This window comes from Rhodococcus sp. BP-349, assembly GCF_019835845.1.
Lineage (GTDB): Bacteria > Actinomycetota > Actinomycetes > Mycobacteriales > Mycobacteriaceae > Rhodococcoides.
The window spans coordinates 1813785-1835574 of sequence record NZ_JABUDR010000001.1 but is presented as its reverse complement, the minus strand read 5'-3'; the positions used below and the strand labels follow the sequence as shown (position 1 = coordinate 1835574).

At 69.9% G+C, this 21790-nt stretch carries 20 protein-coding genes; 5 read left to right on the top strand and 15 right to left on the bottom strand.

All coding sequences use genetic code 11. The annotated features are described in order from the left end of the window. Positions 1 to 20 precede the first annotated feature (20 nt). The 3 genes from dinB to HQ325_RS08745 are packed head-to-tail and all read right to left on the bottom strand — an operon-like array spanning position 21 to position 3633. Positions 21 to 1256 (bottom strand): DNA polymerase IV, encoded by a 1236-nt coding sequence (dinB, locus tag HQ325_RS08755; protein WP_222628092.1) that lies wholly within the window; start codon positions 1254 to 1256, stop codon positions 21 to 23. Then, the gene (locus HQ325_RS08750) at positions 1253 to 2830 is read right to left on the bottom strand and encodes a DNA polymerase Y family protein (RefSeq protein WP_222628090.1); all 1578 of its coding nucleotides are present in this window, start codon (positions 2828 to 2830) and stop codon (positions 1253 to 1255) included. The genes dinB and HQ325_RS08750 overlap by 4 nt, the downstream gene beginning before the upstream one ends. Further along, entirely contained in the window at positions 2827 to 3633 is an 807-nt protein-coding gene (locus HQ325_RS08745) for a hypothetical protein (RefSeq protein ID WP_222628088.1), read from the bottom strand. Before HQ325_RS08745 ends, HQ325_RS08750 begins: the two co-directional genes overlap by 4 nt. A 186-nt stretch (positions 3634 to 3819) precedes the next feature. Between HQ325_RS08745 and HQ325_RS08740 the strand changes: the two genes are divergently transcribed. Further along, a complete protein-coding gene (locus HQ325_RS08740; protein WP_308014318.1) occupies positions 3820 to 5070 on the top strand; it encodes a serine/threonine-protein kinase in 1251 nt (416 codons plus the stop codon). A 34-nt stretch (positions 5071 to 5104) separates the two neighbouring features. On the opposite strand, the gene HQ325_RS08735 is transcribed toward HQ325_RS08740, so the two are convergent. From HQ325_RS08735 to HQ325_RS08725, 3 genes are read right to left on the bottom strand one after another with little or no spacing between them, the layout of a single operon-like run. Continuing rightward, positions 5105 to 6061 carry an endonuclease/exonuclease/phosphatase family protein gene (locus tag HQ325_RS08735; RefSeq protein ID WP_222628086.1) on the bottom strand — a complete coding sequence of 319 codons (957 nt, stop codon included), beginning with the start codon at positions 6059 to 6061 and terminating at the stop codon, positions 5105 to 5107. Next, on the bottom strand, positions 6058 to 6693 hold the full coding sequence (locus tag HQ325_RS08730) for a response regulator transcription factor (RefSeq protein ID WP_037184132.1): 636 nt from the start codon (positions 6691 to 6693) through the stop codon (positions 6058 to 6060). Before HQ325_RS08730 ends, HQ325_RS08735 begins: the two co-directional genes overlap by 4 nt. Before the next feature lie 2 nt (positions 6694 to 6695). Continuing rightward, on the bottom strand, positions 6696 to 8018 hold the full coding sequence (locus HQ325_RS08725; protein ID WP_374107211.1) for a sensor histidine kinase: 1323 nt from the start codon (positions 8016 to 8018) through the stop codon (positions 6696 to 6698). A gap of 149 nt (positions 8019 to 8167) precedes the next feature. Between HQ325_RS08725 and HQ325_RS08720 the strand changes: the two genes are divergently transcribed. After that, complete coding sequence (locus tag HQ325_RS08720) at positions 8168 to 9436, top strand: PspC domain-containing protein (RefSeq protein ID WP_222628082.1); 1269 nt, start codon at positions 8168 to 8170, stop codon at positions 9434 to 9436. Next, complete coding sequence (locus HQ325_RS08715) at positions 9426 to 9662, top strand: hypothetical protein (RefSeq protein WP_222628080.1); 237 nt, start codon at positions 9426 to 9428, stop codon at positions 9660 to 9662. Before HQ325_RS08720 ends, HQ325_RS08715 begins: the two co-directional genes overlap by 11 nt. Before the next feature lie 17 nt (positions 9663 to 9679). Here the strand turns inward: HQ325_RS08715 and guaA are convergent, their stop codons facing one another. From guaA to guaB, 4 genes are all read right to left on the bottom strand, one after another. Further along, positions 9680 to 11278: a glutamine-hydrolyzing GMP synthase gene (gene guaA, locus HQ325_RS08710; RefSeq protein ID WP_056442621.1), complete on the bottom strand. Its 1599-nt coding sequence runs from the start codon at positions 11276 to 11278 to the stop codon at positions 9680 to 9682. Positions 11279 to 11306: 28 nt separating this feature from the next. Further along, entirely contained in the window at positions 11307 to 13097 is a 1791-nt protein-coding gene (locus tag HQ325_RS08705) for a GMC family oxidoreductase N-terminal domain-containing protein (protein ID WP_222628078.1), read from the bottom strand. A 79-nt stretch (positions 13098 to 13176) separates the two neighbouring features. Continuing rightward, positions 13177 to 14319 carry a GuaB3 family IMP dehydrogenase-related protein gene (locus HQ325_RS08700; protein ID WP_222628076.1) on the bottom strand — a complete coding sequence of 381 codons (1143 nt, stop codon included), beginning with the start codon at positions 14317 to 14319 and terminating at the stop codon, positions 13177 to 13179. Positions 14320 to 14388: 69 nt separating this feature from the next. Beyond that, the gene (guaB, locus tag HQ325_RS08695; protein WP_222628074.1) at positions 14389 to 15942 is read right to left on the bottom strand and encodes an IMP dehydrogenase; all 1554 of its coding nucleotides are present in this window, start codon (positions 15940 to 15942) and stop codon (positions 14389 to 14391) included. 185 nt (positions 15943 to 16127) lie between these two features. Between guaB and HQ325_RS08690 the strand changes: the two genes are divergently transcribed. Next, positions 16128 to 16532, top strand: coding sequence for a DUF5319 domain-containing protein (locus HQ325_RS08690; protein WP_027503788.1), 405 nt, complete (start codon positions 16128 to 16130; stop codon positions 16530 to 16532). An 87-nt stretch (positions 16533 to 16619) separates the two neighbouring features. Here HQ325_RS08690 and HQ325_RS08685 read toward each other — a convergent pair whose 3' ends face one another. From HQ325_RS08685 to HQ325_RS08675, 3 genes are all read right to left on the bottom strand, one after another. Continuing rightward, positions 16620 to 17642 (bottom strand): anti-sigma-D factor RsdA, encoded by a 1023-nt coding sequence (locus HQ325_RS08685; RefSeq protein WP_222628072.1) that lies wholly within the window; start codon positions 17640 to 17642, stop codon positions 16620 to 16622. Continuing rightward, positions 17635 to 18213 (bottom strand): sigma-70 family RNA polymerase sigma factor, encoded by a 579-nt coding sequence (locus tag HQ325_RS08680; protein ID WP_222628069.1) that lies wholly within the window; start codon positions 18211 to 18213, stop codon positions 17635 to 17637. The genes HQ325_RS08685 and HQ325_RS08680 overlap by 8 nt, the downstream gene beginning before the upstream one ends. Before the next feature lie 136 nt (positions 18214 to 18349). Next, positions 18350 to 19105 (bottom strand): hypothetical protein, encoded by a 756-nt coding sequence (locus tag HQ325_RS08675; RefSeq protein ID WP_222628067.1) that lies wholly within the window; start codon positions 19103 to 19105, stop codon positions 18350 to 18352. A gap of 298 nt (positions 19106 to 19403) precedes the next feature. Here HQ325_RS08675 and HQ325_RS08670 point away from each other — a divergent pair, with 298 nt between their 5' ends. Next, on the top strand, positions 19404 to 19697 hold the full coding sequence (locus HQ325_RS08670; protein ID WP_037183820.1) for a WhiB family transcriptional regulator: 294 nt from the start codon (positions 19404 to 19406) through the stop codon (positions 19695 to 19697). Between the two features lie 82 nt (positions 19698 to 19779). Here HQ325_RS08670 and groL read toward each other — a convergent pair whose 3' ends face one another. Both groL and groES read right to left on the bottom strand, forming a co-directional pair. Continuing rightward, positions 19780 to 21396 carry a chaperonin GroEL gene (groL, locus tag HQ325_RS08665; RefSeq protein ID WP_027503791.1) on the bottom strand — a complete coding sequence of 539 codons (1617 nt, stop codon included), beginning with the start codon at positions 21394 to 21396 and terminating at the stop codon, positions 19780 to 19782. A gap of 87 nt (positions 21397 to 21483) precedes the next feature. Beyond that, positions 21484 to 21783 (bottom strand): co-chaperone GroES, encoded by a 300-nt coding sequence (gene groES / locus HQ325_RS08660; protein WP_027503792.1) that lies wholly within the window; start codon positions 21781 to 21783, stop codon positions 21484 to 21486. Between the last annotated feature and the right edge of the window lie 7 nt (positions 21784 to 21790).

Sequence of the window (21790 nt, the reverse complement as noted above, 5' to 3'; positions counted from 1 at the left end):
CCTCCCAGAAGCGCAGACTCTCACTCGTGGAGCATGGGCACCGATGTCTGCTCCTCTCGCCCGAGCAGCACACCGCGCGTGAGCGCGGAGGTGCCGAACCGGCGCTGCACTCCGTCGAGCGCCTCGTCCAGGGCCGTCCGGTCGATGGTCGGATGCTCGTCCTCCGGCGTCTCGAACGGCAGCTCGAGCTGCATCGCGGCGCCGTCCTCCAGATTCGACACGGCCACCCCGACAAGGGTGAGGCCCTGCATCGTGATGGTCGACATCGATGCGCTCAGCAGAGATCGCGCCGCGGTGAGCACGACGTGGGTGTCGGCCGTCGCGCGGGTCAGCGTCGTGGATCGCGTCGCTCGCGTGAAGTCGTCGAAACGCAGGCGCAGCGTGATCGTGCGACCGGCCCGGTGGCCCTTCCGCATGCGGTGGGTGACACGGTCGACCAGTCCCACGAGGGCTGCGTCGATGTCCGCGGGGGTCTTGTGTCGGCGCCCCAGAGCGTGTTGGGCGCCCACCGACCGTCGGCTCCGGCCGGTGCTCACCCGGCGCGCGTCGACACCGTTCGACAGGGCGTGCAGGTGCCGACCGGCGGCAGATCCGAGGACGGCGGCCAGCGCGCCCTCGCGGTGCGCGGCGAGGTCACCGATGGTGCGGATGCCCTGCGCGTGCAGCTTGTCGGCGGTGATCCTGCCGACGCCCCACATGCGCTCCACCGGAAGCGGATGCAGGAACTCGAGCTCACGGTCCGGCGGAACCTCGAGCAGGCCGTCAGGTTTGGCGACGGCACTGGCGATCTTGGCGAGGAACTTGGTACGCGCCACCCCGACGGTGATGGGGAGACCGACGTCCTCCGCCACCGTGCGACGCAGGTCCCGAGCGATGTCCGACGGCGATCCGGACAACCGCGCCAGCCCGGTGACATCGAGGAAGGCCTCGTCGATGGAGATGCCCTCGACCAGCGGGGTGACGTTCTCGAAGACGTCGAACACGTCCTTGCTCGCCTGCGAGTAGGCGGCCATCCGGGGCGGCACCACCACCGCCTGCGGGCACAGAGCCCGTGCCTGCCGGCCACCCATGGCCGTCTTCACGCCGAAGGCCTTGGCCTCGTAGCTCGCCGCCAGAACCACACCGCCGCCGACGATGACGGGGCGCCCGCGCAGCGACGGGTCGTCCCGCTGCTCCACCGAGGAGTAGAAGGAGTCGAGGTCCGCATGCAGGATCGTGGCCTCGCCCGTGCGTTCCCGTGCGCGTTCCGCCGTCATTCGTAGATCCCTTCCACGAACCATCGTCCACCGTCGTGCAGGACCAGCAGAGCACGGGTGTCCTCCAGCAGCACCTGCGCCCGTGCCACCTGGCGGGCGGTGGAGGTGGCGCCGAGATCCCACCACCGCTCGTCCGCCGCCCACGGTCCCGCCCAGCCGTGCAACACCCAGCTCCGTGATCCCCAGTCGACCCGGCCGGGTACGCGATCGAACATCCCGCGCTCGGTGACCTGCACCGCGACGCCCGACTCGTCGGTCACGGCGATCTCCGGACGCGTCGGCATCAGCGCCGAGGGCGACGGGGACGGCAACCGGCCGGGCCACGGAGCGGAAGGATCCGCATCGGGCACCGGTTCGTCGCCCCACGGCAGCATCGTCACGCGCTCACCCGGCCCCCGACCACCGCTGAGCACACCCACCTGGACGGCGTCGCCGCCCAGCAGACCCTGCACCCGCACCAGGGCACGGCGGGCCCGCTCGTCCTCGTCGCCGACTCCGCCCCACAGTCCCAGCTGCAGCGCACCCGCCGACACCACCTCCACCGGCTCGAGACGCAACAGGACGATGCCGGCGGTCGGCTTGTTCTCACTGCGGCCGGTGAGCCAGCCGTCGAGCTGCCATCGCACGCGATCCGCGGTGCCCTCGGGAGTGAGCGGTTCCGCGCATCGCCACGTGCGGGAGAGGTGTTCACCGTTGGCCGTGGTGGCCTGCACCAGCAACCGGGTGCAGGCCACGGCCGCGGCCGACAGCGTCACGTGCAGCCGCTCGGCCAGGGCGCGACCCGCGAACGCCGCCGCATCGACGCGATCGATCGGCGGGTCGCAGCGGTACTCGACCTCGAGGTCGGGAGGAAGCACGCGCGCCGAGGGCGGCCGCTCCGGCTCACCTCGCGCGCTGCGGTGCGCGAGGACCGCGTCGGTGCCGAAGCGGGAGGCCACGTCCACCGGTGACAGTGCCCCGAAGTCCCCCACCGTGCGCAGACCCAGACGCACCAGCAGATCCACCAGATCCACCCGGTCCGGCGCCGCGAGAGACGGTTCCGCCGACAACTCGGCCACCGGGAGCGGAGCCAGGAACTGCGCGCCGCTCCCCCGCGGCACGATCGCGCCGTGCCGAGCCGCGACGACGGCCGTCGACACCTCGTCGGCGATCCCCACCTGGCACTCGACACCGACCGCCGCGACGGTGTCCACCAGCCGCTCCGCCGCGGCCTCCTCCGAACCGAAGTACCGCGCCGCGCCGCGCGCGGACAGCAGCAACAGGCCGGGCCGCAGCACCTCGATACCGGGCACCACCTCGTCCACCGCCGAGGCGACCGGCTCGAACAGCCGCGCGTCCCGATCCGGATCCGCCCGCGCCACATACAGTTCCGGGCAGCGGGCCTGCGACTCACGGCGACGGCCACCGCGACGGACCCCCTCGGCGCGCGCCGTCGCGGAGCAGGCGACGACGCGATTGGCGGAGACCACCGCCACCGGCGACGAGGCCGGGATCTCGGCCGCGGCGGCAGCAGCCACGGCAGGCCAGTCGGGGCACCACAGAGCCAGCACCCGGCTCCGACGATCGGTACTCACGACGGCAGCGCTTCCAGCACCGGATCCTGATGCGACACGGTGGAATCGGCCGATCCCCACTCGACCCCGTCGCCCGTGGACGTCAAGGTCAACCGACCGGTCCGCGGTCGGACGGCGCGGCCCTGCACCTCGACGCCCAGATGCACGGCGCGCACCCGGCCGTGACCCGTGCGAGCCCCCGAGCCGAGCCCGCCGTACCCGCGGATGCGGGCGTCCAACCGGAGCTCGGCGCCGTCCCAGCGTCCGTCGGTGACGATCAGCGTGGCGCCCTTGTTGCGCGCCCGAGCGACCACCGCCCGCGCTCGCGACGGCGGCACCGACATGCCGCCCAGCCCCAGCACCACCAGATCGATGCCGTCGAGCAGCACGGCGGCGACCTCCACCGGGTCCGGCCCGGGATCCGGGACCAGCGCCACCCGCTGCAGATGCGCCCCCATCTCCGACGCCGCCAACAGTCCCAGCCGCGGCAAGCCGATGACGGCGGCGTGCCGTCCCGATCCGGTGACCGACGCCAGGATCCCGAGCAGTAACGATCCGGCGCCGGACACCGAGACCACCGTGCCGCGGGCCAACCCACCCTCGGGGAGCAGCGCCGACAACGCCGCCGGGACCGGGAGAACCGGGCGGACCCGGGCCGGCACAGGATCCGGGGCAGGCGCGGTGGCCGTGAGGGTGACCGGTGCGGCAGGAGCGGGGGCATCGGCCACACGCGCAGGTGAGGACCGGATACGACGACGCAGGAACTCGATCCGCTCGGTGCGGGACAGCCCTTCGAGGCCTTCGAGATCAACGGATACAGGCATACTCACTCCCCGGTCGGGACGGTCGAGACTGCGTTGGAGACCCGGGGGAAGACCGAGAATTCGAACATACTTTCGAACGCTCACACCAGTAAAGCCGCTGCCCGTTCGAACGTCAAGACGCCCGGAAACGTACTGGTGACAGCCCTGCCCGGCACTCGATCGGCTCGTCCGATAACCTCGAACACCGTGACTGATCACCAGCAGCCCAGCGGAGCGGCGGCCGGCTCGGGGCGCACGCGACCGGTCATCGGACCCGACTACCTCCTCGCCGGTCGCTACCGACTCGACTCCAAGCTCGGCGGCGGCGGAATGGGCGCGGTGTGGCTCGCGAGCGACACGTTGCTCAGCCGCAAGGTGGCCGTCAAACAGGCCACCTCGACCGTGGACCTCACTCCCGAGGCCGCCCGCGAGATCCGCGACCGTGCCATGCGCGAGGGGCGGATGGCGGCCCAGCTGAACAACCCGCACGCCATCGCCATGCACGACGTCGCGCTCGACAGCGGCGAGCCCTGGCTCATCATGGAGTACCTCCCCGCCCGCAGCCTCGCGATGGCCCTCAACATCGCCGAGTCGCTGCCCCCGGACGAGGTCGTCCAGATCGGCGCCCAGATCGCCGACGCCCTCACCGCCGCCCACACCGCCGGCATCGTGCATCGCGACATCAAACCGGGCAACATCCTGGTCGCCGATCGCGGCAGCGCGCTGGGCATGGTCAAGATCAGCGACTTCGGCATCTCACGGGCCAAGACGGACACGCACGAGGAGAACAGCGCCGTCATCACCGGCACCCCCGCGTACTTCGCACCCGAGGTGGCGCGCGGCGCGGACCCCACCGAGGCCAGCGACGTCTTCTCGCTCGGCGCCACGCTGTACACCGCGACCGAGGGACAACCACCCTTCGGCATCGACGCCGACTCCATCGCCCTGCTGCACCGCGTCGCCGGGGGGCGCATCATCCCGCCGCGCAAGAGCGGACCGATGACGGCCACGTTGCTGCACATGCTCGAACCCGACCCCGCGCGCCGCCCCACCATGGCCGAGGTCCGCACCCGCTTCGTCACCCTCGCCGTGGGCAAGAACGGCAACGCCGGATCGGTGATCAACCATCCGCTGCGCGCGGCCGACGGTCAGGTCCCGTTCTGGGCTCTGCGCGGCTCCCGCGTCCCGGGCACCTCCCGCCGAGGCGAACGCATCCACGGCCGCACCATGACGGGGCTCCCGGCAGCGGACACCGCCACCCCTCTGGATCGGGTTCCGCGTCCGACGGCGGCGTCCACCACGGCGGCACCCGGGCCGGCCCCGCGCCCGACGTACTCGCCGCCCGCGTTCGAGACGAAGGAACCGAAGTCCTTCACCGCCCCCGCCGGGCTGCCGCTCTACCTCGCGATCGGCGGCGCGGCGCTGCTCCTGCTCATCGTCCTGCTCCTGGTGCTCTGACCCGCTCCCGACCCCGGCGAGAGATCGAGGTGGGTCAGGGGACGTCGACGGTCGCGACGAGCCCCCGATGGTCGGATCCCACGATGTCGACGGCCTCGAGCGAGCGCACCTGCGCGTCCCGCACCACGACGTGGTCGATCCCGACCACTGGTGGGTACCACGCGTCCATCGGGTAGGTCGGGATGAGCCCCGCACCGACAGCGTCCGCAGCGTCCACGTAACCACCGGTGAGCAGATCGCGGAACCGCTTGTGCGCGTGCGTGGAATTGAAGTCACCGCCGACGATCACCGCTCCCGGCGACGCCTGTGCCAACTCGTCACCGAGCATGTCCAGCTCCGACGCCCACACCGGGGTGGGTGTCGGCCAGGGCGGTACCGGATGCACCGCGTAGACCCGGAGTGGTTGCGCCGCACCGACATCGAGATCTGCCGTCACGCTCGCCAGCAGGTAGCCGGGCAGTTCCCGGCCGTTCGACAGCGGGAACCGGCTGTAGATCGCGGCGCCCGCGCCGCCCTGATACGGCGCCACGAACCGGTAGGGCAACGCGGCGGAGAGCCCTGCGGCGTCGAACGCCCCCACCGACTGCTCGGTGAGCTCCTGCACGGTGAGGACGTCGATGCGGCGCTCCCGCACCGACGACACCAGTGCCTGCGGATCCGCCTCTCCCAGCTTGACGTTCGCCTGCATCACGCGCAGCGGCTCACCGGGAGCAGCATCGGCGACTCCTGCGGCGCCCGGCACGTACAGCGGCACCGCGACCACCGCGCCCAGCCCCAGGAGAACGGCCGACGCTGCGGCGATCCACCACCGCCGCGCGAGCAGACACACCACGACTCCGACGACGGTCACGCACAACAGCAGCGGCGCCGCGGAGGCGGGACCCACGACCACCATGCTGCGGGTCTCGAGCATCGACGAGACGACGGCCACCAGACCTGCGGCCACCCCACCGAGACCGATGACGACGGCCGCGATCGCGCGGGCCCTCATTCGATGCGCCGTCGGTGTGCCCAGCGGGTGAGGGCGTTCCTGTTGGACTGCTGCGTCTTCCGCAACACGTTCGAGGCATGGGTCTCGACGGTCTTGATCGAGATGAAGAGCGTCTCGGCGATCTCGCGGTAGGTGTAGCCGCGGGCGAGCAGACGCAGCACCTCCATCTCGCGCGGTGTCAGGGAGTCGAGCTCCGGATCGAGCGGCGGCTCCGGTGCCGCGGAGCGACCGGTGAAGGAGTCGAGGACGAACCCCGCCAATCGCGGTCCGAACACGGCGTCACCGCCCGCAACGCGGCGCACCGCGTCGGCGAGATCGGACCCCGAGATGGTCTTGGTGACGTAACCGCGTGCGCCGGCGCGGATCACGGCGATGACGTCCTCGGCGGCATCGGACACGCTGAGCGCCAGGCACACCGGGCCCTCCGCGATGGACTGCAGAACAGCGACCCCACCGCCGTCGGGCATGTGCACGTCGAGCAGGACGACGTCGGGTCGGATCTCGTCGATACCGCGGACCGCGTCCGCGACGCCCCCGGCCTCACCGACCACCTCGATGTCGGTCTCGCGCCCCAGTTCCGCGCGCACCCCCGACCGGAACACTCCGTGGTCGTCGACCAGGAAGACTCGCAGGGTCACGCGGACCGTTCCTCTCTCGCGGTGTCGGGCACGGAGTCCGCGTGCCCGGTGGTACCCGTGCCGCGCACCCGCGGCACACAGATGTGAATCTCCGAGCCCTGCCCGGGCGCGGACCGCACCCGCACCGAGCCGCCGCGGCGTTCGATGCGCGCCCGCACACTGCGCGCCAGCCCCTGGCGATCCTGCGGCACGCTGTCCGGATCGAATCCGCACCCGCGGTCGCGGACGAAGACCTCGACGGTGTCGCAACCCGCCTCGGCGTACAGGTCGACGGAGGTCACCCCGGAGTGCTTGGCGGCGTTGACGAGTGCCTCGCGTGTGGCTCCGAGCAGAGCGGTGGCGACCTCACGGTTCAGCCCCGAACTCTCGACCGGCTCGTCCAGAGCCACGTCGCCCACGGTCACGGGATCCACGGTCACACCGTAATGGTCCTCGACCTCACCGGCGATGGTGGCCAACGCGCGGACGAGGGACGCGTGGTCGTCACGGTCTCCCCCGAACAGCCACTTGCGTAGCTCTCGCTCCTGGCTGCGCGCGAGGCGCATCACCTCGGCGGAGTCGGTGGACTGCTTCTGGATCAACGCGAGGGTCTGCAGCACCGAGTCGTGCAGGTGCGACGCGATCTCCTCGCGCTCGTCGTTCCGGATGCGTGCCGCGCGCTCGTCACCGAGGGCGCGCCACAACCGCATCCACAGCGGCACGGTGAGCAGCACCGCCCCGACCAGCGTCACGACGACGGCCAGCAGGGACGACTGCAAGGCCCGCACGTCCACCCGGGCGACGAGCACGACACAGAGACCGATGATCACGAGCGTGACCCCGGCGACGATCCGCGCCCATCCCAGTACCGACGTGCGTGCGTGCCGAGGCCGGGTGTCCGCCGTCCGTGTGTCCGACGTTCGGGTCCCGGCCGCGTCGAACTCGCGCCACACCAGCGCGGCGCCGAGCGCGACGACGACGACAGGGGCGATGATCGTGGACGAGCTGCCCGTCAGCCCGGACCCCAGCGCGACGGCGCCGCCGATCCCGAGGGCGATCAGCCCGTAGGCACGACGTTTCTCCGAGCGGTCCGGCCTGCGCACGTCGGTACCCGCGGAGGTGAAGATCCACAGCAGTCCGTAGGCGACAGCACCGGCACCGGCTGCGGCACACAGCACCGCGAAGACGACCCGCACCCGGAAGACGTCGACGTCCAGGTGATCGGCGACACCGCCCGCGACACCGCCGACGACACGGCCGGCGGCACGGCGACGGAGCGCCGGCGTCGGCAAGGGCGGACGGCCGGGGGGCTCCCGCGTGTGCGGAGACTGTGCGGGCAGGGTGGACACGCCTCGATACTGGCACGGCTCACGGCTCCGCGGTATCGGGGTTCTCCCCCATCTGCGTCGAGTCACGCGACGCGTGGACACCGGCGAAATCAGGGTTCGCCCCGATGTGCCGGGACGCCCCGGCAGCCCAGGATGTATCCATGACCCAAGCCACCGCGTCCGCCCAGCTGTCCGAGATCTGGCGAACCCGACCCGTGCGCCTGCCCGATCAGGGCCCCGGTGCCGGTGTCGCCGCCGGAATCGGCCACCGCTACCGCGTCGACCCCGTTCTCGTCCGTGTCGCGTTCGTCGTCTCGACCCTGTTCGGTGGATCCGGCCTGGTCCTGTATCTCGCTGCGTGGCTGGTGCTTCCGCGCCGCGGCGACGTCGTGTCGCCGGCGGAGTCGCTGCTCGGCCGCGGCCGCACGTCGGACTCCCACACGACGGCCGTGGTGCTGTCCGTCGCTCTCGTCGTCTCGGTCCTCACGGTCGGACCACTCGGAATGGGATCGGGGCTGGTGTCCACGATCGCCATGCTCGGGGCCCTGTACCTGTTGTTCCGTCGGACTCCGAACGCGCCGACACCGGCCGAGATCGCGGGCGCTCCTCACTCTGCCGGACACCTGGCCGCACAGCAGTGGAACGCCTACTCGACGCTCCCCGACCAGTACGTCTCGGAACCGGCCGCACACACCGCGCCCGTCTCGTTGTCGAAGGACGACCGGGACACACCGTCCACTCCGCCGCCGCCGAGCTGGGATCCCCTGGGGGTCGCCCCGTTCGCCTGGGACCTACCCGAACCGGGTCGGCCCGTTCTCCCGGTCCCCGCACCGACGCGGAAGTCGCACCTGACGTCCACGGTGATCGGCCTCGCCATCATCGCCTCCGCCGTGACCATCGGCATCGGCGCCGCGACGGGCGCGGCCGTCGTGACAGCACCCCGTGTCGGGGCGGTGGCGCTGACCGTCGTCGGCATCGGACTGATCATCGGCGCGTTCCTGCGGCGCGGCTACGGCTTGCTCGTTCTCGCGGCCCCGCTCGCCGGGTTCGTCCTCGTGTCGTCCCTGGTCGACGTGCAGGACCTGCGCGGTGTCGAGTCACCGAACATGGGCAACGTGACGATCGCGCCCACCTCGATGGCCGCGCTGGCGCCCGCGTACGAGTCCGGTGTGGGGAACTTCGTCCTCGACCTGCGCGGACTCGACCTCACCGAGGACCGCACCGTGACCGTGGAGAAGGCCGTCGGCAACACCGAGATCCTGCTGTCGCCGACCATGAACGTCGTCACCGACTGCAGCAGCGCCGTCGGCAACGCGAACTGCATCGGCGCCGGCGGGGTCGACGGCGGATCCGACGGGACGGCAGGACCGACCCTGACCATCGAGGCCAGCACAGCGCTGGGAAATCTGGAGGTGCACCGTGACCGATGAGACCGGACACGACACGAGCAGTACCGATCGCCGCGGGCCCTCACCGGTCCTGCTGATCGCCGGTGTGGCGGCACTGCTGCTGGCGATCCCGACACTCGTCGGCGCGGACCCCACCGCGATCGTCGCCGGTGCCGCCTCGGGATGGACTCTGGTGATCGCCGCGGTCGTCGTCGGCGTGGTCCTCGTCCTGGCACCCGTCAGGCGCCGGAAGTCACGCTCGCGGTGACACTCTCGCCGCCGGGCTCACTCCCATTCGATGGTGCCCGGCGGCTTGCTCGTCACATCGAGCACCACTCGGTTCACCTCGCGCACCTCGTTGGTGACCCGGGTGGAGATCCGTTCGAGCACGTCGTACGGCAGCCGGGTCCAGTCCGCGGTCATCGCGTCCTCGCTCGACACCGGACGCAGGACGATGGGATGGCCGTAGGTCCGGCCGTCGCCCTGCACACCCACACTGCGGACGTCGGCGAGCAGCACCACGGGGCACTGCCAGATCTGGGAGTCCAGACCCGCCATCGTCAGCTCCTCGCGGGCGATGGCGTCGGCGTGGCGCAGCGTCGCCAGCCGATCGGGCGTGACGGACCCGATGATGCGGATGGCCAGGCCCGGGCCGGGGAACGGTTGCCGAGCCACGATCTCCTCGGGCAGGCCGAGCTCCCGGCCGACGGCGCGGACCTCGTCCTTGAACAGCAGCCGGAGCGGCTCCACGAGGGAGAACTGCAGATCCTCGGGCAGACCGCCGACGTTGTGATGGCTCTTGATGTTGGCGGTACCGCTGCCGCCGCCGGACTCGACCACGTCCGGGTAGAGCGTGCCCTGGACGAGGAAGTCGATCGACTCCCCGTGCGCCGCACTGTCACCCAGTTCCGCGCTCACCGCACCCTCGAACGAGCGGATGAACTCGCGGCCGATGATCTTGCGCTTGGTCTCCGGATCCGAGACGCCGTCGAGCTCGCGCAGGAAGGTGTCCACCGCGTCCACCGTCACCAACCGGGCGCCGGTGGCGGCGACGAAGTCCTGCTGGACCTGCTCGCGTTCTCCCGCTCGCAGCAGTCCGTGATCGACGAACACACACGTCAGTCGGTCACCGATCGCGCGCTGCACCAACGCCGCGGCCACCGCGGAGTCGACCCCACCGGAGAGACCGCAGATGGCCCTGCCGTCACCCACCTGCTCGCGCACCTGCTCGACCAGCGCATCGGCGATGTTCGCCGCCGTCCATGTCGGTGCGATGCCGGCGATGTCGTGCAGGAAGCGGGAGAGCACCTGCTGACCGTGCGGGGAGTGCAGGACCTCGGGGTGGTACTGCACCCCCGCGAGGCGTCGTGCCCGATTCTCGAATCCCGCGACGGGGGCGCCCGCACTGGTCGCCACGACCTCGAAACCCTCGGGAGCCTCGGTGACGGCGTCGCCGTGACTCATCCACACGGGCTGCGTCGACGGCAGCCCGTCGTGCAGCGTGCCGCCGGAGACGTCGATGTCGGTGCGCCCGTACTCGCGCGTACCCGTGTGAGTGACCGTGCCGCCCAGCGCGCCCGCCATCGCCTGGAAGCCGTAGCAGATACCGAAGACCGGGACGTCCAGGTCGAACAGCGCCGGATCGAGCTGCGGCGCACCCTCGGCGTAGACGCTCGACGGACCACCGGACAGCACGATCGCCGCAGGCTTCTTCGCCGCGATCTCGTCGACCGTCATCGTGTGCGACACGACCTCCGAGAACACCCGGGCCTCACGGACGCGCCGCGCGATCAACTGGGCGTACTGCGCGCCGAAGTCGACGACGAGCACGGGATTCGCGTTCTCGAGGGGCGGGACGGGATCCTGCTGCGGGGAGTCGGTCACGCGCACAGTCTAGAGAGCGCGTCCGCCCTCACGCCGCGCCGGTGCTGCCCGCGTGGCTGGCGACCCGTGACGAGGACGGAGGCGTGCTCGACGGCGTCCGGATCTCGACGATGGGCAGCATCAAGGCCGCCGGTGCGTGCGCGGGAACCACCGGGCTGCGGGGCGCGATCGGCTCGATGCGCTGGTACGGCAGACCCTGCGCGGGACGAAGGTCCTTCTCCCCCTTGTTCGGCCACAGCGACGCGGCTCGCTCGGCCTGCGCGCTGATGGTCAGCGAAGGATTGGCGCCCAGGTTGGCCGACACCGACGAGCCGTCGACGATGCTCAGCGTCGGGTAGTTGTGCACGCGGTGGTACGGGTCGATGACGCCGTTCTCGACGTCCTCGGAGATGACGCAACCACCGAGGAAGTGTGCGGTGAGCGGGATGTTGAAGACCTCTCCCCACGTCCCGCCGGCGATGCCGTCGATCTTCTCCGCGATACGGCGGGTGGCCTCGTTGCCCATCGGGATCCACGTGGGGTTCGGCTCGCCGTGGCCCTGCCTGCTGCTGACGTGACGACGCCCGAGAAGACCACGCTTGGTGAACGTGGTGATGGAGTTGTCGAGGTTCTGCATCACCAGCGCGATGATGGTGCGCTCGCTCCAGTGCCGCGTGTTCATCATGCGCAGGAACCGGACGGGGTTCTCGACCACCTCGGCCAGGAACTTGAGCCACCGCGGGGTGCGGCCGCCGCCGTCGGTCATGAGGGTCTGCAGCAGGCCCATCGCATTCGAGCCCTTGCCGTAGCGGCACGGCTCGATGTGGGTGTCCTCGCTGGGGTGGAAGGACGACGTGATCGCGACGCCGCGTGTGAGGTCGATCGACGGGTCGTACGTCAGCTTCCCCGCGCCCACGATGGACTCGGAGTTGGTGCGGGTCAGGCGCCCGACGGTGGGCGAGAGCCCGGGCAGCGAGCCGTTGTCACGGAACTTGTGCATCAACTGCTGAGTGCCCCACGTACCGGCGGCGAGCACGACGTGGCCGGCCGTGTACGTCCTACGGTGCTTCTTGACGTGCGCGCCGGTGCGTTGGGTGGCGACGACCCAGGATCCGTCGGGGCGCGGAGTCAGGTCGGTCACCGTGGTCATCGGCACGATGTCCGCGCCGGCCTTCTCCGCCAGGCCGAGGTAGTTCTTGAGCAGCGTGTTCTTGGCGTTGTGGCGGCAGCCGGTCATGCACTCACCGCACTCGATGCAGCCCGTTCGATCGGGACCCACACCGCCGAAGTACGGATCGGGCACCGTCTTGCCGGGCTCGTCGCCGAAGAAGACGCCGACGGGCGTCTGGATGAAGGTGTGGCCCACGCCCATGTCGTCGGCGACGGACTTCATGACATGGTCCGCCGGGGTCATGTGCGGGTTCTGCACGACACCGAGCATCTTCTGCGCCTGCTCGTAGAACGGCGTCAACTCGGAGTGCCAGTCGGTGATGTGCGACCACTGCTGGTCCTGGAAGAACGACCGCGGCGGCTGGTACAGCGTGTTGGCGTAGTTCAGCGACCCGCCGCCGACACCCGCGCCGGCCAGGATGAGGCAGTCCCGCAGCAGGTGGACGCGCTGGATGCCGAAACAACCCAGCTTCGGTGCCCACAGGAACTTCTTCAGGTCCCAGCTGGTCGCCGCGAACTCGTCGTCCTCGAACCGGCGCCCGGCCTCGAGAACGCCGACCGTGTAGCCCTTCTCGACGAGCCGCAGCGCCGTGACACTGCCACCGAAGCCGGACCCCACGACGAGGACGTCGTAATGCGGGGTGTCGCTCGTCGTGGTTGCGTCGCTCATCGAGACCTCCTGATTACCCGGACGTGATCGGCACCACGATACCGTACGTGTGAATCCGGGTGACAGGAACTGGTCGCGACTATCCGCGGATGTTGAGGCCCACCTTCTGGAACTCCTTGAGATCGGAGTAGCCCGACTTGGCCATCGACCGTCGCAGGCCGCCGACCAGGTCCAACGAACCGAACGGGTCCGTAGACGGACCGGACAGGACGCGGTCCAGCGAAGGGCGGTCCTCGCCGAACGACACGGGCAGGAACGCACCGCGCGGCATCGACGGGTGCGCCGCTGCCGACGGCCAGTACCAGCCGCGTCCGGGAGCCTCGTCGGCCAGGGCGAGCGGCGCGCCGAGCACGGCGGCGTCCGCACCGCAGGCGATGGCCTTCGCGAGATGACCCGACGTCGTGATCCCGCCGTCGGCGAGCACGTGCACGTACCGACCGCCGGTCTCGTCGAGGTAGTCGCGACGGGCGGCCGCGGCGTCGGCGATGGCGGTGGCCATCGGGACACCGATACCGAGGACCTCGCCCGTGGTGGTGGCACCCTCGGTGGATCCGTACCCGACGATGACGCCTGCAGCACCGGTCCGCATCAGGTGCAGGGCGGTGCGGTGATCGCTCACGCCGCCGGCGACGACGGGAACGTCGAGCTCGGCGATGAACGTCTTCATGTTGAGCGGTTCCTCGCTCGGGTGCCCCACGTGCTCCGCGGAGATGATCGTGCCCTGCACGACCAGCAGATCGACGCCTGCGGCCACCAGCGCCGGGGTCAACGAACGCGCATTCTGCGGGCTGACGCGCACGGCGACCGTGACCCCCGCCTCCCGCACCTGCGCGACGGCGGCGGCGAGCAGATCCGGCTGCAGGGGTGCGGCGTGGAGCTTCTGCAGCATCTTCACCGGCGCATCCGCGTCGACGTCCGACTCCGCGAGCTCGACGAGCTGATGGATCACCGACTCCACGTCGGCGTGGCGGCTCCACAGGCCCTCACCGTTGATGACGCCGAGGCCACCGCGCTTGCCCAGCTCGATCGCGAACGACGGAGACACCAACGCGTCGGTCGGGTGCGCGACGATCGGGATGTCGAAGCGATAGGCGTCCAGTTGCCACGCCGTCGACACCTCCTTCGACGACCGGGTACGGCGGGACGGGACGATGTCCACGTCCTCGAGCTCGTACGTCCGTCGAGCCGTGCGGCCCATGCCAATTTCCACCAGGTCGCGCACGCGCGTCCTCTCTCGTAAGCCTCCCGAACCTCGTGGGACGGGTGGCGCTCGACTCCGGTCGGAATCGAGTCAGCGGGCAGTGTAGTTCGGTGCCTCGACGGTCATGGTGATGTCGTGCGGGTGGCTCTCCTTGAGTCCGGCCGAGGTGATCTGCACGAACTGCGCCTCCTGCAGCTCCTCCACCGAGTTCGACCCCGTGTATCCCATCGCGGCCCGCAGTCCGCCGGTGAGCTGATGGATGACCTGCGACAACGGGCCCCGGAACGGGACGCGCCCCTCGATGCCCTCGGGCACCAGCTTGTCCTCGGCCAGCACGTCGTCCTGGAAGTAGCGGTCCTTGGAGAAGGACTTGGTGGCGCCACGCCCCTGCATGGCGCCCAGCGAACCCATGCCGCGGTAGCTCTTGAACTGCTTGCCGCCCACCAGGATCAGCTCACCGGGCGACTCGGCGGTGCCGGCGAGCAGAGATCCGAGCATCGCGGTGGAGGCGCCGGCGGCGAGCGCCTTGGCGATGTCTCCCGAGAACTGCAGTCCGCCGTCGGCGATGACGGGCACACCTGCGGCCTTGCACACCGCGACCGCCTCGAGGATCGCCGTGATCTGCGGGGCACCGACGCCGGCGACGACGCGGGTGGTGCAGATGGAACCGGGACCCACGCCCACCTTGACGGCGTCCGCACCCGCCTCGACCAGGGCGCGCGCTCCCGAACGCGTGGCGATGTTGCCGCCGACGACCTGGACACGCTCGCCCACCTCGGCCTTGATCTTGCTGACCATCTCGAGGACCTGGGAGTTGTGCCCGTGCGCCGTGTCGACGACGAGGACGTCACACCCCGCCTCCGCGAGCAGCATCGCGCGGGACCAGGAGTCGTCACCGACGCCGACGGCGGCACCGACCAGCAGACGGCCGTCACGGTCCTTGGTGGCGTAGGGGTGCTGCTCGGTCTTGACGAAGTCCTTGACGGTGATCAGGCCGGTGAGCCGGCCGTGTCCGTCGACGATGGGCAGCTTCTCGATCTTGTGACGGCGCAGCAGGCCCAGCGCGGCATCCGCCGTGACACCCTCGCGCGCGGTGACCAGCGGAGCCTTCGTCATGACCTCCGCGACGGTGCGGTTCTGGTCGACCTCGAACCGCATGTCGCGGTTGGTGATGATGCCGACCAGTTCGCCGCGCTCGTCGGTGACGGGCAGGCCGGAGATGCGGAACTTGGCGCACAGCGCGTCGACCTCGGCGAGCGTGTCCGACGGCGAGCACGTCACCGGATCCGTGACCATGCCGGCCTCCGACCGCTTGACCACCTCGACCTGCGCCGCCTGATCGGCCGCGGACAGATTGCGATGCAGAACGCCCATTCCGCCGGCACGGGCCATGGCGATGGCCATGCGCGCCTCGGTGACCGTGTCCATGGCACTGGACACCAGGGGGACGCGCAGCCGGATCTCTCGGGTCAGCTGGCTGGACGTGTCCACCTTGCTCGGAATGAGATCCGATGCGGCGGGTATGAGGAGAACGTCGTCGAAGGTGAGGCCGAGCATGGCAACCTTGTTCGGGTCGTCGCCACCGGTGCGGACACGCGTGGTCGAGTCCTCTGGGGCGGTCACGGGCCTGTCGGGGGTACTCATACGGATCGGGCCCTCCTGAGCTGCGGTCGATCGATCTGCGAGCCGGGGACTTCCCTCGTCCGCTCGCGATACATCGTATCGGTCCCCCGCCCGGCGCAGGTCACCCCGTGCGTCGGAGGCCGCCCCGCCCGCGTGGAGCCGTGTAGCGCTGGCGCAGACCGGCACTTGCTGCGTACCGTGGACGTGTGCGCGATCAACTGCCTCCAGGTCTGCCGCCGGATCCCTTCGCCGGCGATCCAGCCGACCCCTCGGCCGCCCTCGACGCCATCGAGCCCGGACAACCCCTCGACCCCCAGGAACGCCTGGCGGTCGAGGAGGATCTCGCGGACCTCGCCGTCTACGAAGCACTGCTCGCCCATCGCGGCGTCCGCGGTCTCGTCGTGTGTTGCGAGGACTGCCAGCAGGACCATTACCACGACTGGGACATGCTGCGCGCGAATCTGCTCCAGCTGCTCGTCGACGGCACCGTGCGTCCGCACGAGCCCGCCTACGATCCGATTCCCGACGCGTACGTGACGTGGGACTACTGCCGTGGGTACGCGGACGCGTCCATGAACGACGCGCTCCAGGGCGACGGGTACGACTCGTAGGACGCGTCGCCGGAACACCACCTCACGAGTAAGGCCCGCAGACAGCGTCTGCGGGCCTTACTCGTGGCCGAGGGTCGTGACTTCAAGTCAGTTGGGCGTCACGGACGTGTTCGGGGTGACCGCCGCCGTCGTCGACGGCACGGGCATGGGCGCTCGCAGAATGTCCGGCGAGACGGTGACCGTCGTGGTGGGCAACTGCGGGAGCAGCGGCAGAGCCGTCGGGAGCGGGAACGGCAACTGGATGTCCGTCGGCAACTGTGGAATCGCCGTCGGGAGCGGGATCTGCGGAATCTGCAGACTCGGGTCGGCGGGAAGTTCCGGGATGATGTCCTGCGGCACCGTCGGAACCGTGGTGACCGACGTGGTCGGCAGCGCCGGCGGGGGAACTGCGGCCGGTGCGGTCAACTTCTTCAGCTCGTCCGACAACCGTGTCCACCACATCTGCAGCTGGGCACGCTCGTCCTCGTCGCGGATGCTCTCGGTCCGCTGCGCGGCCTCGGCCAGACGAGTCTTGGCCGTCTCCGCGTCACCACGAGCGATCAGGTTCTCGACCTCCTGCAACGCTGACGTGGTGTCGACCTGCGCGACCGTCGAATCGGCCTGCTGAGTGAAGACGACCTCCTTCACCTTCCACAGCGGGTCGCCCGGCATCGCGCTGTACGAGAACGCCGTGACTCCACCCGCGAGGAATGCGACCGCAGCCGCGGCACCGGCGACGGGACGCAGGAAACTCATCCGGCTCCGCGTCCGCTGACGGTGCAGGGCGTCCTCTGCCAGAGCAAGATCGATCGCCGCGGCGACCTGATCCAGATCGGGGCTCTCGGGGAGTGGATCGGCGAGGATGTCGGAACGCCACTCGGCCAGCAGACTGGCCAGGCGATACTCGTCGGAATCGCCGGTCGCGACGGGACCGTCGCTCGCGATCGCATCGATGAGCGCGTCGTCACGGCGCACGGCCATGATGTCGACGGGGCCGGACGACTCGAGATCGTCGACGGCACGGGGATCGACGCCACCTGCGCCGGAGGCGTCGGGGCGGCCGGTGGCTCCGTGTCCGGAGGCGCCGTGCCGAGAATCTCCAGCGCTGCCGCGCCACGAGTCCCTAGCCATACTTGTCACCTGCTCCCACTACTTCGTTCTTCAGCTTCGCTATTGCCCGGTGCTGCGCCACACGAACGGCGCCTGCGGTACTACCCACGGCGGCGGCCGTCTCCTCTGCCGACAACCCGACCACCAACCGGAGCACCAGGATCTCGCGGTGCTTCTCCGACAGCGTCGACAGCAGTTCGTTCATGCGACGTCCTGCCTCCGAGTCCAGCGCCCGTTGCTCGGGGCCGTCCTCGATGGACATGACATCCGGTACATCGGCCATCGGTTCGGATTTGTTACGCGACGTGCTCCGATGGGCGTCCGCGACCTTGTGCGACGCGATCCCGTACACGAACGCCATGAAGGGGCGGCCCTGGTCCTCGTAGCGCGGCAGCGCTGTCATGACCGCGAGGCACACTTCCTGGGCGACGTCGTCCGCAGACAGCTGACCCCTCTCACCTGCGCCGACGCGCGCGCGGCAGTACCGGACCACGATCGGCCTGATGGTTTCGAGGACGACGGAGAGAGCCCTTCGGTCACCGCGAGCAGCTGCGGCGACGGCCGAGTCCAGCCCCTCACCCGTGGCAATCATCGTCAGAGTGTTTCCCACCTCACATCGGGCCCGCTCCGAATTCGGGCGTGCTTCCTCCCGGTCCCCGACGGCCCGGTGCGGAACCACTCAAGGATAGTCGCCGCCCGACGCGGTTCGACCGAACCGTACGGTTCGGTCACGAGAATTGCCCTCCGCGTGACCGGATCGCAACCTCGAAACCTCGTCGGACATCCCCCGCGTCGCGGTCACCGCAGGCTTCGGACAGACATGCGGCAGCCCATGCGAGCGGGAGCAGACCGGCGTCGGCGGCGTCGGCGCGCACCGAACGGGCGGCTGTCGCGGCGTCCGCGCGGTGACCTGCCACCAGCCGGGCGGCAGCGTGCACCACGCGAGACTTGACGAGGTGCCGCGGCGAGCCGAACTCCTGCGCCGCCCGCACGGATGCCTCCGCTGCGTCGAGGGCGCGCCGCGCGTCACCCGACGCCATCGCCACCTCCGCCCGTACCCACAGCACGCGCAGTGACACCCGGTCACGTCCGGGCCGAGTCGCGAGCACCCCCTCCGCTCGGATGAGGAGGTCGTCGGCGCGGGCGAGGCGACGAGGACCGAGGGAGTCGGCGGCGAGACCGACGAGCGCGTCGACCGCGGCATCGACGTCGATCGCCCGGCGCGGATCCGCCGCCCGCGAGTAGCCGCTGTCGGCGAGGGCCGCGCCGTCGCGAACCGCGGCATCGGTGTGGCGACCGAGTTGTCGCAACAGCGATCCTTCGAGACTCGCGCTCAGGGACCGCACGGCCGGATCTGCGTCGCGCCGCAGCGACCGCGCCCCGGTGAGCGACGCGGCGTACCACCCGCGGGCGCCGGCCTCGACGGCCTCCGACCACCGTGTCATCGAGTCCGGACCGGGCACGGGACGACGTGGGGACTGCACGGGAAACAGAATAGTCTCCGGGCGTTCTTCAGGAATTTACACACGAAATGTCACGACATTTCCGGGCCCAGTGTGTCGGCGTCTTGTCGACGATGTGACGGGGACATTACGACGACTCCCCTACCGGCTCGACACCAGAGAAAAGTGTCGTCCGAGTTAATTAATGCCTGCTCGGAGTATGCAGATCACCACGATCGAGACTGTTGACGGTGAAACTCGCGCGGCTCTACGGTTGCGACAGATCGTGAACTGCACCAGAAGAATTCACGACCGTGCGTGAGAGTCCTAGGAGTACACAATGCCCCAGCCCAATCACCTTCCCGGACCCAATGCCGATATCTGGGACTGGCAGATGCACGGATCGTGCCGCGGCGAGGACTCGTCGATGTTCTTCCATCCCGATGGTGAACGAGGACGAGCGCGAGCGCAACGCGAGATGAAGGCCAAGGAGATGTGCCGCGCGTGCCCCGTCCTCGCCCAGTGCCGGAGCCACGCGCTCGCCGTGAGTGAGCCGTACGGCATCTGGGGCGGCATGTCCGAGACCGAGCGAGAGGTCTTCGCGCGGCGCAACCGCCGTCGTCTGGCCTCCTGACCCACCCCCCCGCTGACCCGGCACGAACGAGCGAGGCCCCACCGGACCGTGTCCGATGGGGCCTCGCTCGTCGAGAGGGTGATCAGTGGTTGTGGCCGTGACCGTGGCCGCCCTCGTCCTCGACGACCTCGGGCTTGTCGACGACGGTCGACTCGGTCGTCAGGATCATCTTCGCGACGGACGCGGCGTTCACCACGGCCGAGCGAGTGACCTTGACCGGGTCGATGACGCCGTCGGCGACCAGGTCGCCGTACGTCAGCGTGGCGGCGTTGAAGCCGGTGCCGTCGTCCGCGTCGACGAGCTTGCCGACGACGACGGAACCGTCGATACCGGCGTTGCTCGCGATCCAGTACATCGGGGCCCGCAGCGCGAGGCGCACGGCCTCGACGCCGATGGCCTCGTCGCCCGTCAGACCGAGGTGGTCCTTCAGGCCGCGGCTGGCGTGCACGAGTGCGGCGCCACCGCCGGAGACGATGCCCTCCTCGACCGCTGCCTTGGCGGCGTTGACGGCATCCTCCACCCGGAACTTGCGCTCCTTGAGGTCGGTCTCGGTGGCGGCACCGACCTTGATGACCGCGACTCCGCCGGCCAGCTTCGCCAGACGCTCCTCGAGCTTCTCGCGGTCCCAGTCGGACTCGGTCGCCTCGATCTCGCGACGGAGCTGTCCGACGCGGTCGGCGATGGCCTCCGCGGTGCCCGCACCCTCGACGATGGTGGTCTCGTCCTTGGTGACGACGACGCGGCGCGCGCTGCCGAGCAGGTCGAGGCCCGCATCCTTGAGGCTGAGGCCGATGTCGGAGTTGATGACGGTGGCACCGGTGACGATGGCGAGATCCTCGAGGAACGCCTTGCGACGGTCTCCGAAGAACGGCGCCTTCACCGCGACGGCCTTGACCGTCTTGCGGATCGAGTTCACGACGAGCGTCGACAGTGCCTCGCCCTCGATGTCCTCGGCGATGATGAGGACCGGCTTGCCCGACTCCGCGATCTTCTCCAGGAGCGGCAGGAAATCGGGAAGGGACGAGATCTTCTCGCGGTACAGCAGGATCTGCGCGTCCTCGAAGACCGCTTCCTGACTGTCCGGATCGGTGACGAAGTACGGCGAGAGGTAGCCCTTGCCGAACTGCACGCCCTCGGTGATGACGAGTTCGGAGACGAGTGAGCTCGACTCCTCGACCGTCACGACACCGTCGGCGCCGACACGGGTGAGCGCCTCGCCGACCATCTGACCGATGACCTCGTCGCGGGACGACACGGTGGCGACCTGCGCGATGGACTTCTCACCCTGCACGGGAACCGCGGCGGCGAGCAGCGCCTCGGACACGTGCTCCACGGCCTTGGTGATACCGGCGCCGAGCGCGATCGGGTTGGCGCCGGCGGCGACGTTCTTGAGACCCTGCTTGACCAGGGCCTGGGCCAGCACCGTCGCGGTCGTCGTACCGTCACCGGCGACGTCGTTGGTCTTGGTGGCGACGCTCTTGACGAGCTGTGCGCCGAGGTTCTCGAAGGGATCCTCGAGGTCGATCTCACGCGCGATGGACACGCCGTCGTTGGTGACGGTGGGACCACCGAAGGCCTTGGCCAGCACCACGTGCCGACCGCGGGGCCCGAGGGTGACCTTGACGGCGTCGGCGAGCTTGTCGACGCCCCTCTCGAGGCTGCGTCGTGCGACCTCGTTGAATTCGATTTGCTTGGACATGTGGCCTACCAACTCCTCATCAGTACGGCGTGACGCATTCCGCCCCGGGTCCTCGAGACAAGGACACCGGGGCGGAGGGCGTGGGGCTTACTTGGAGATGACTGCCAGCACGTCGCGTGCGGACAGGATCAGGTACTCCTCGCCGGCGTACTTGATCTCGGTGCCGCCGTACTTGCTGTAGATGACGGTGTCACCCTCTTTGACGTCGACAGGGATGCGATTTCCCTTGTCGGTCACACGGCCTTCACCCACGGCCACCACGGTGCCCTCCTGGGGCTTCTCCTTGGCGGTGTCGGGGATGACCAGGCCGGAGGCGGTCGTCGTCTCGGCCTCGACGGCCTGGACGAGGATCTTGTCCTCGAGCGGCTTGATGTTCACGCCTGCCACGATGAGC

Coding starts and splice junctions, on each gene's coding strand:
- dinB (WP_222628092.1), bottom strand. CDS start 1,256: ATGACGGCGGAACGCGCACGGGAACGCACGGGCGAGGCCACGATCCTG.
- HQ325_RS08745 (WP_222628088.1), bottom strand. CDS start 3,633: ATGCCTGTATCCGTTGATCTCGAAGGCCTCGAAGGGCTGTCCCGCACC.
- HQ325_RS08735 (WP_222628086.1), bottom strand. CDS start 6,061: ATGAGGGCCCGCGCGATCGCGGCCGTCGTCATCGGTCTCGGTGGGGTG.
- HQ325_RS08720 (WP_222628082.1), top strand. CDS start 8,168: ATGACCCAAGCCACCGCGTCCGCCCAGCTGTCCGAGATCTGGCGAACC.
- HQ325_RS08705 (WP_222628078.1), bottom strand. CDS start 13,097: ATGAGCGACGCAACCACGACGAGCGACACCCCGCATTACGACGTCCTC.
- guaB (WP_222628074.1), bottom strand. CDS start 15,942: ATGAGTACCCCCGACAGGCCCGTGACCGCCCCAGAGGACTCGACCACG.
- HQ325_RS08685 (WP_222628072.1), bottom strand. CDS start 17,642: ATGGCTAGGGACTCGTGGCGCGGCAGCGCTGGAGATTCTCGGCACGGC.
- HQ325_RS08680 (WP_222628069.1), bottom strand. CDS start 18,213: ATGATTGCCACGGGTGAGGGGCTGGACTCGGCCGTCGCCGCAGCTGCT.
- HQ325_RS08670 (WP_037183820.1), top strand. CDS start 19,404: ATGCCCCAGCCCAATCACCTTCCCGGACCCAATGCCGATATCTGGGAC.
- groL (WP_027503791.1), bottom strand. CDS start 21,396: ATGTCCAAGCAAATCGAATTCAACGAGGTCGCACGACGCAGCCTCGAG.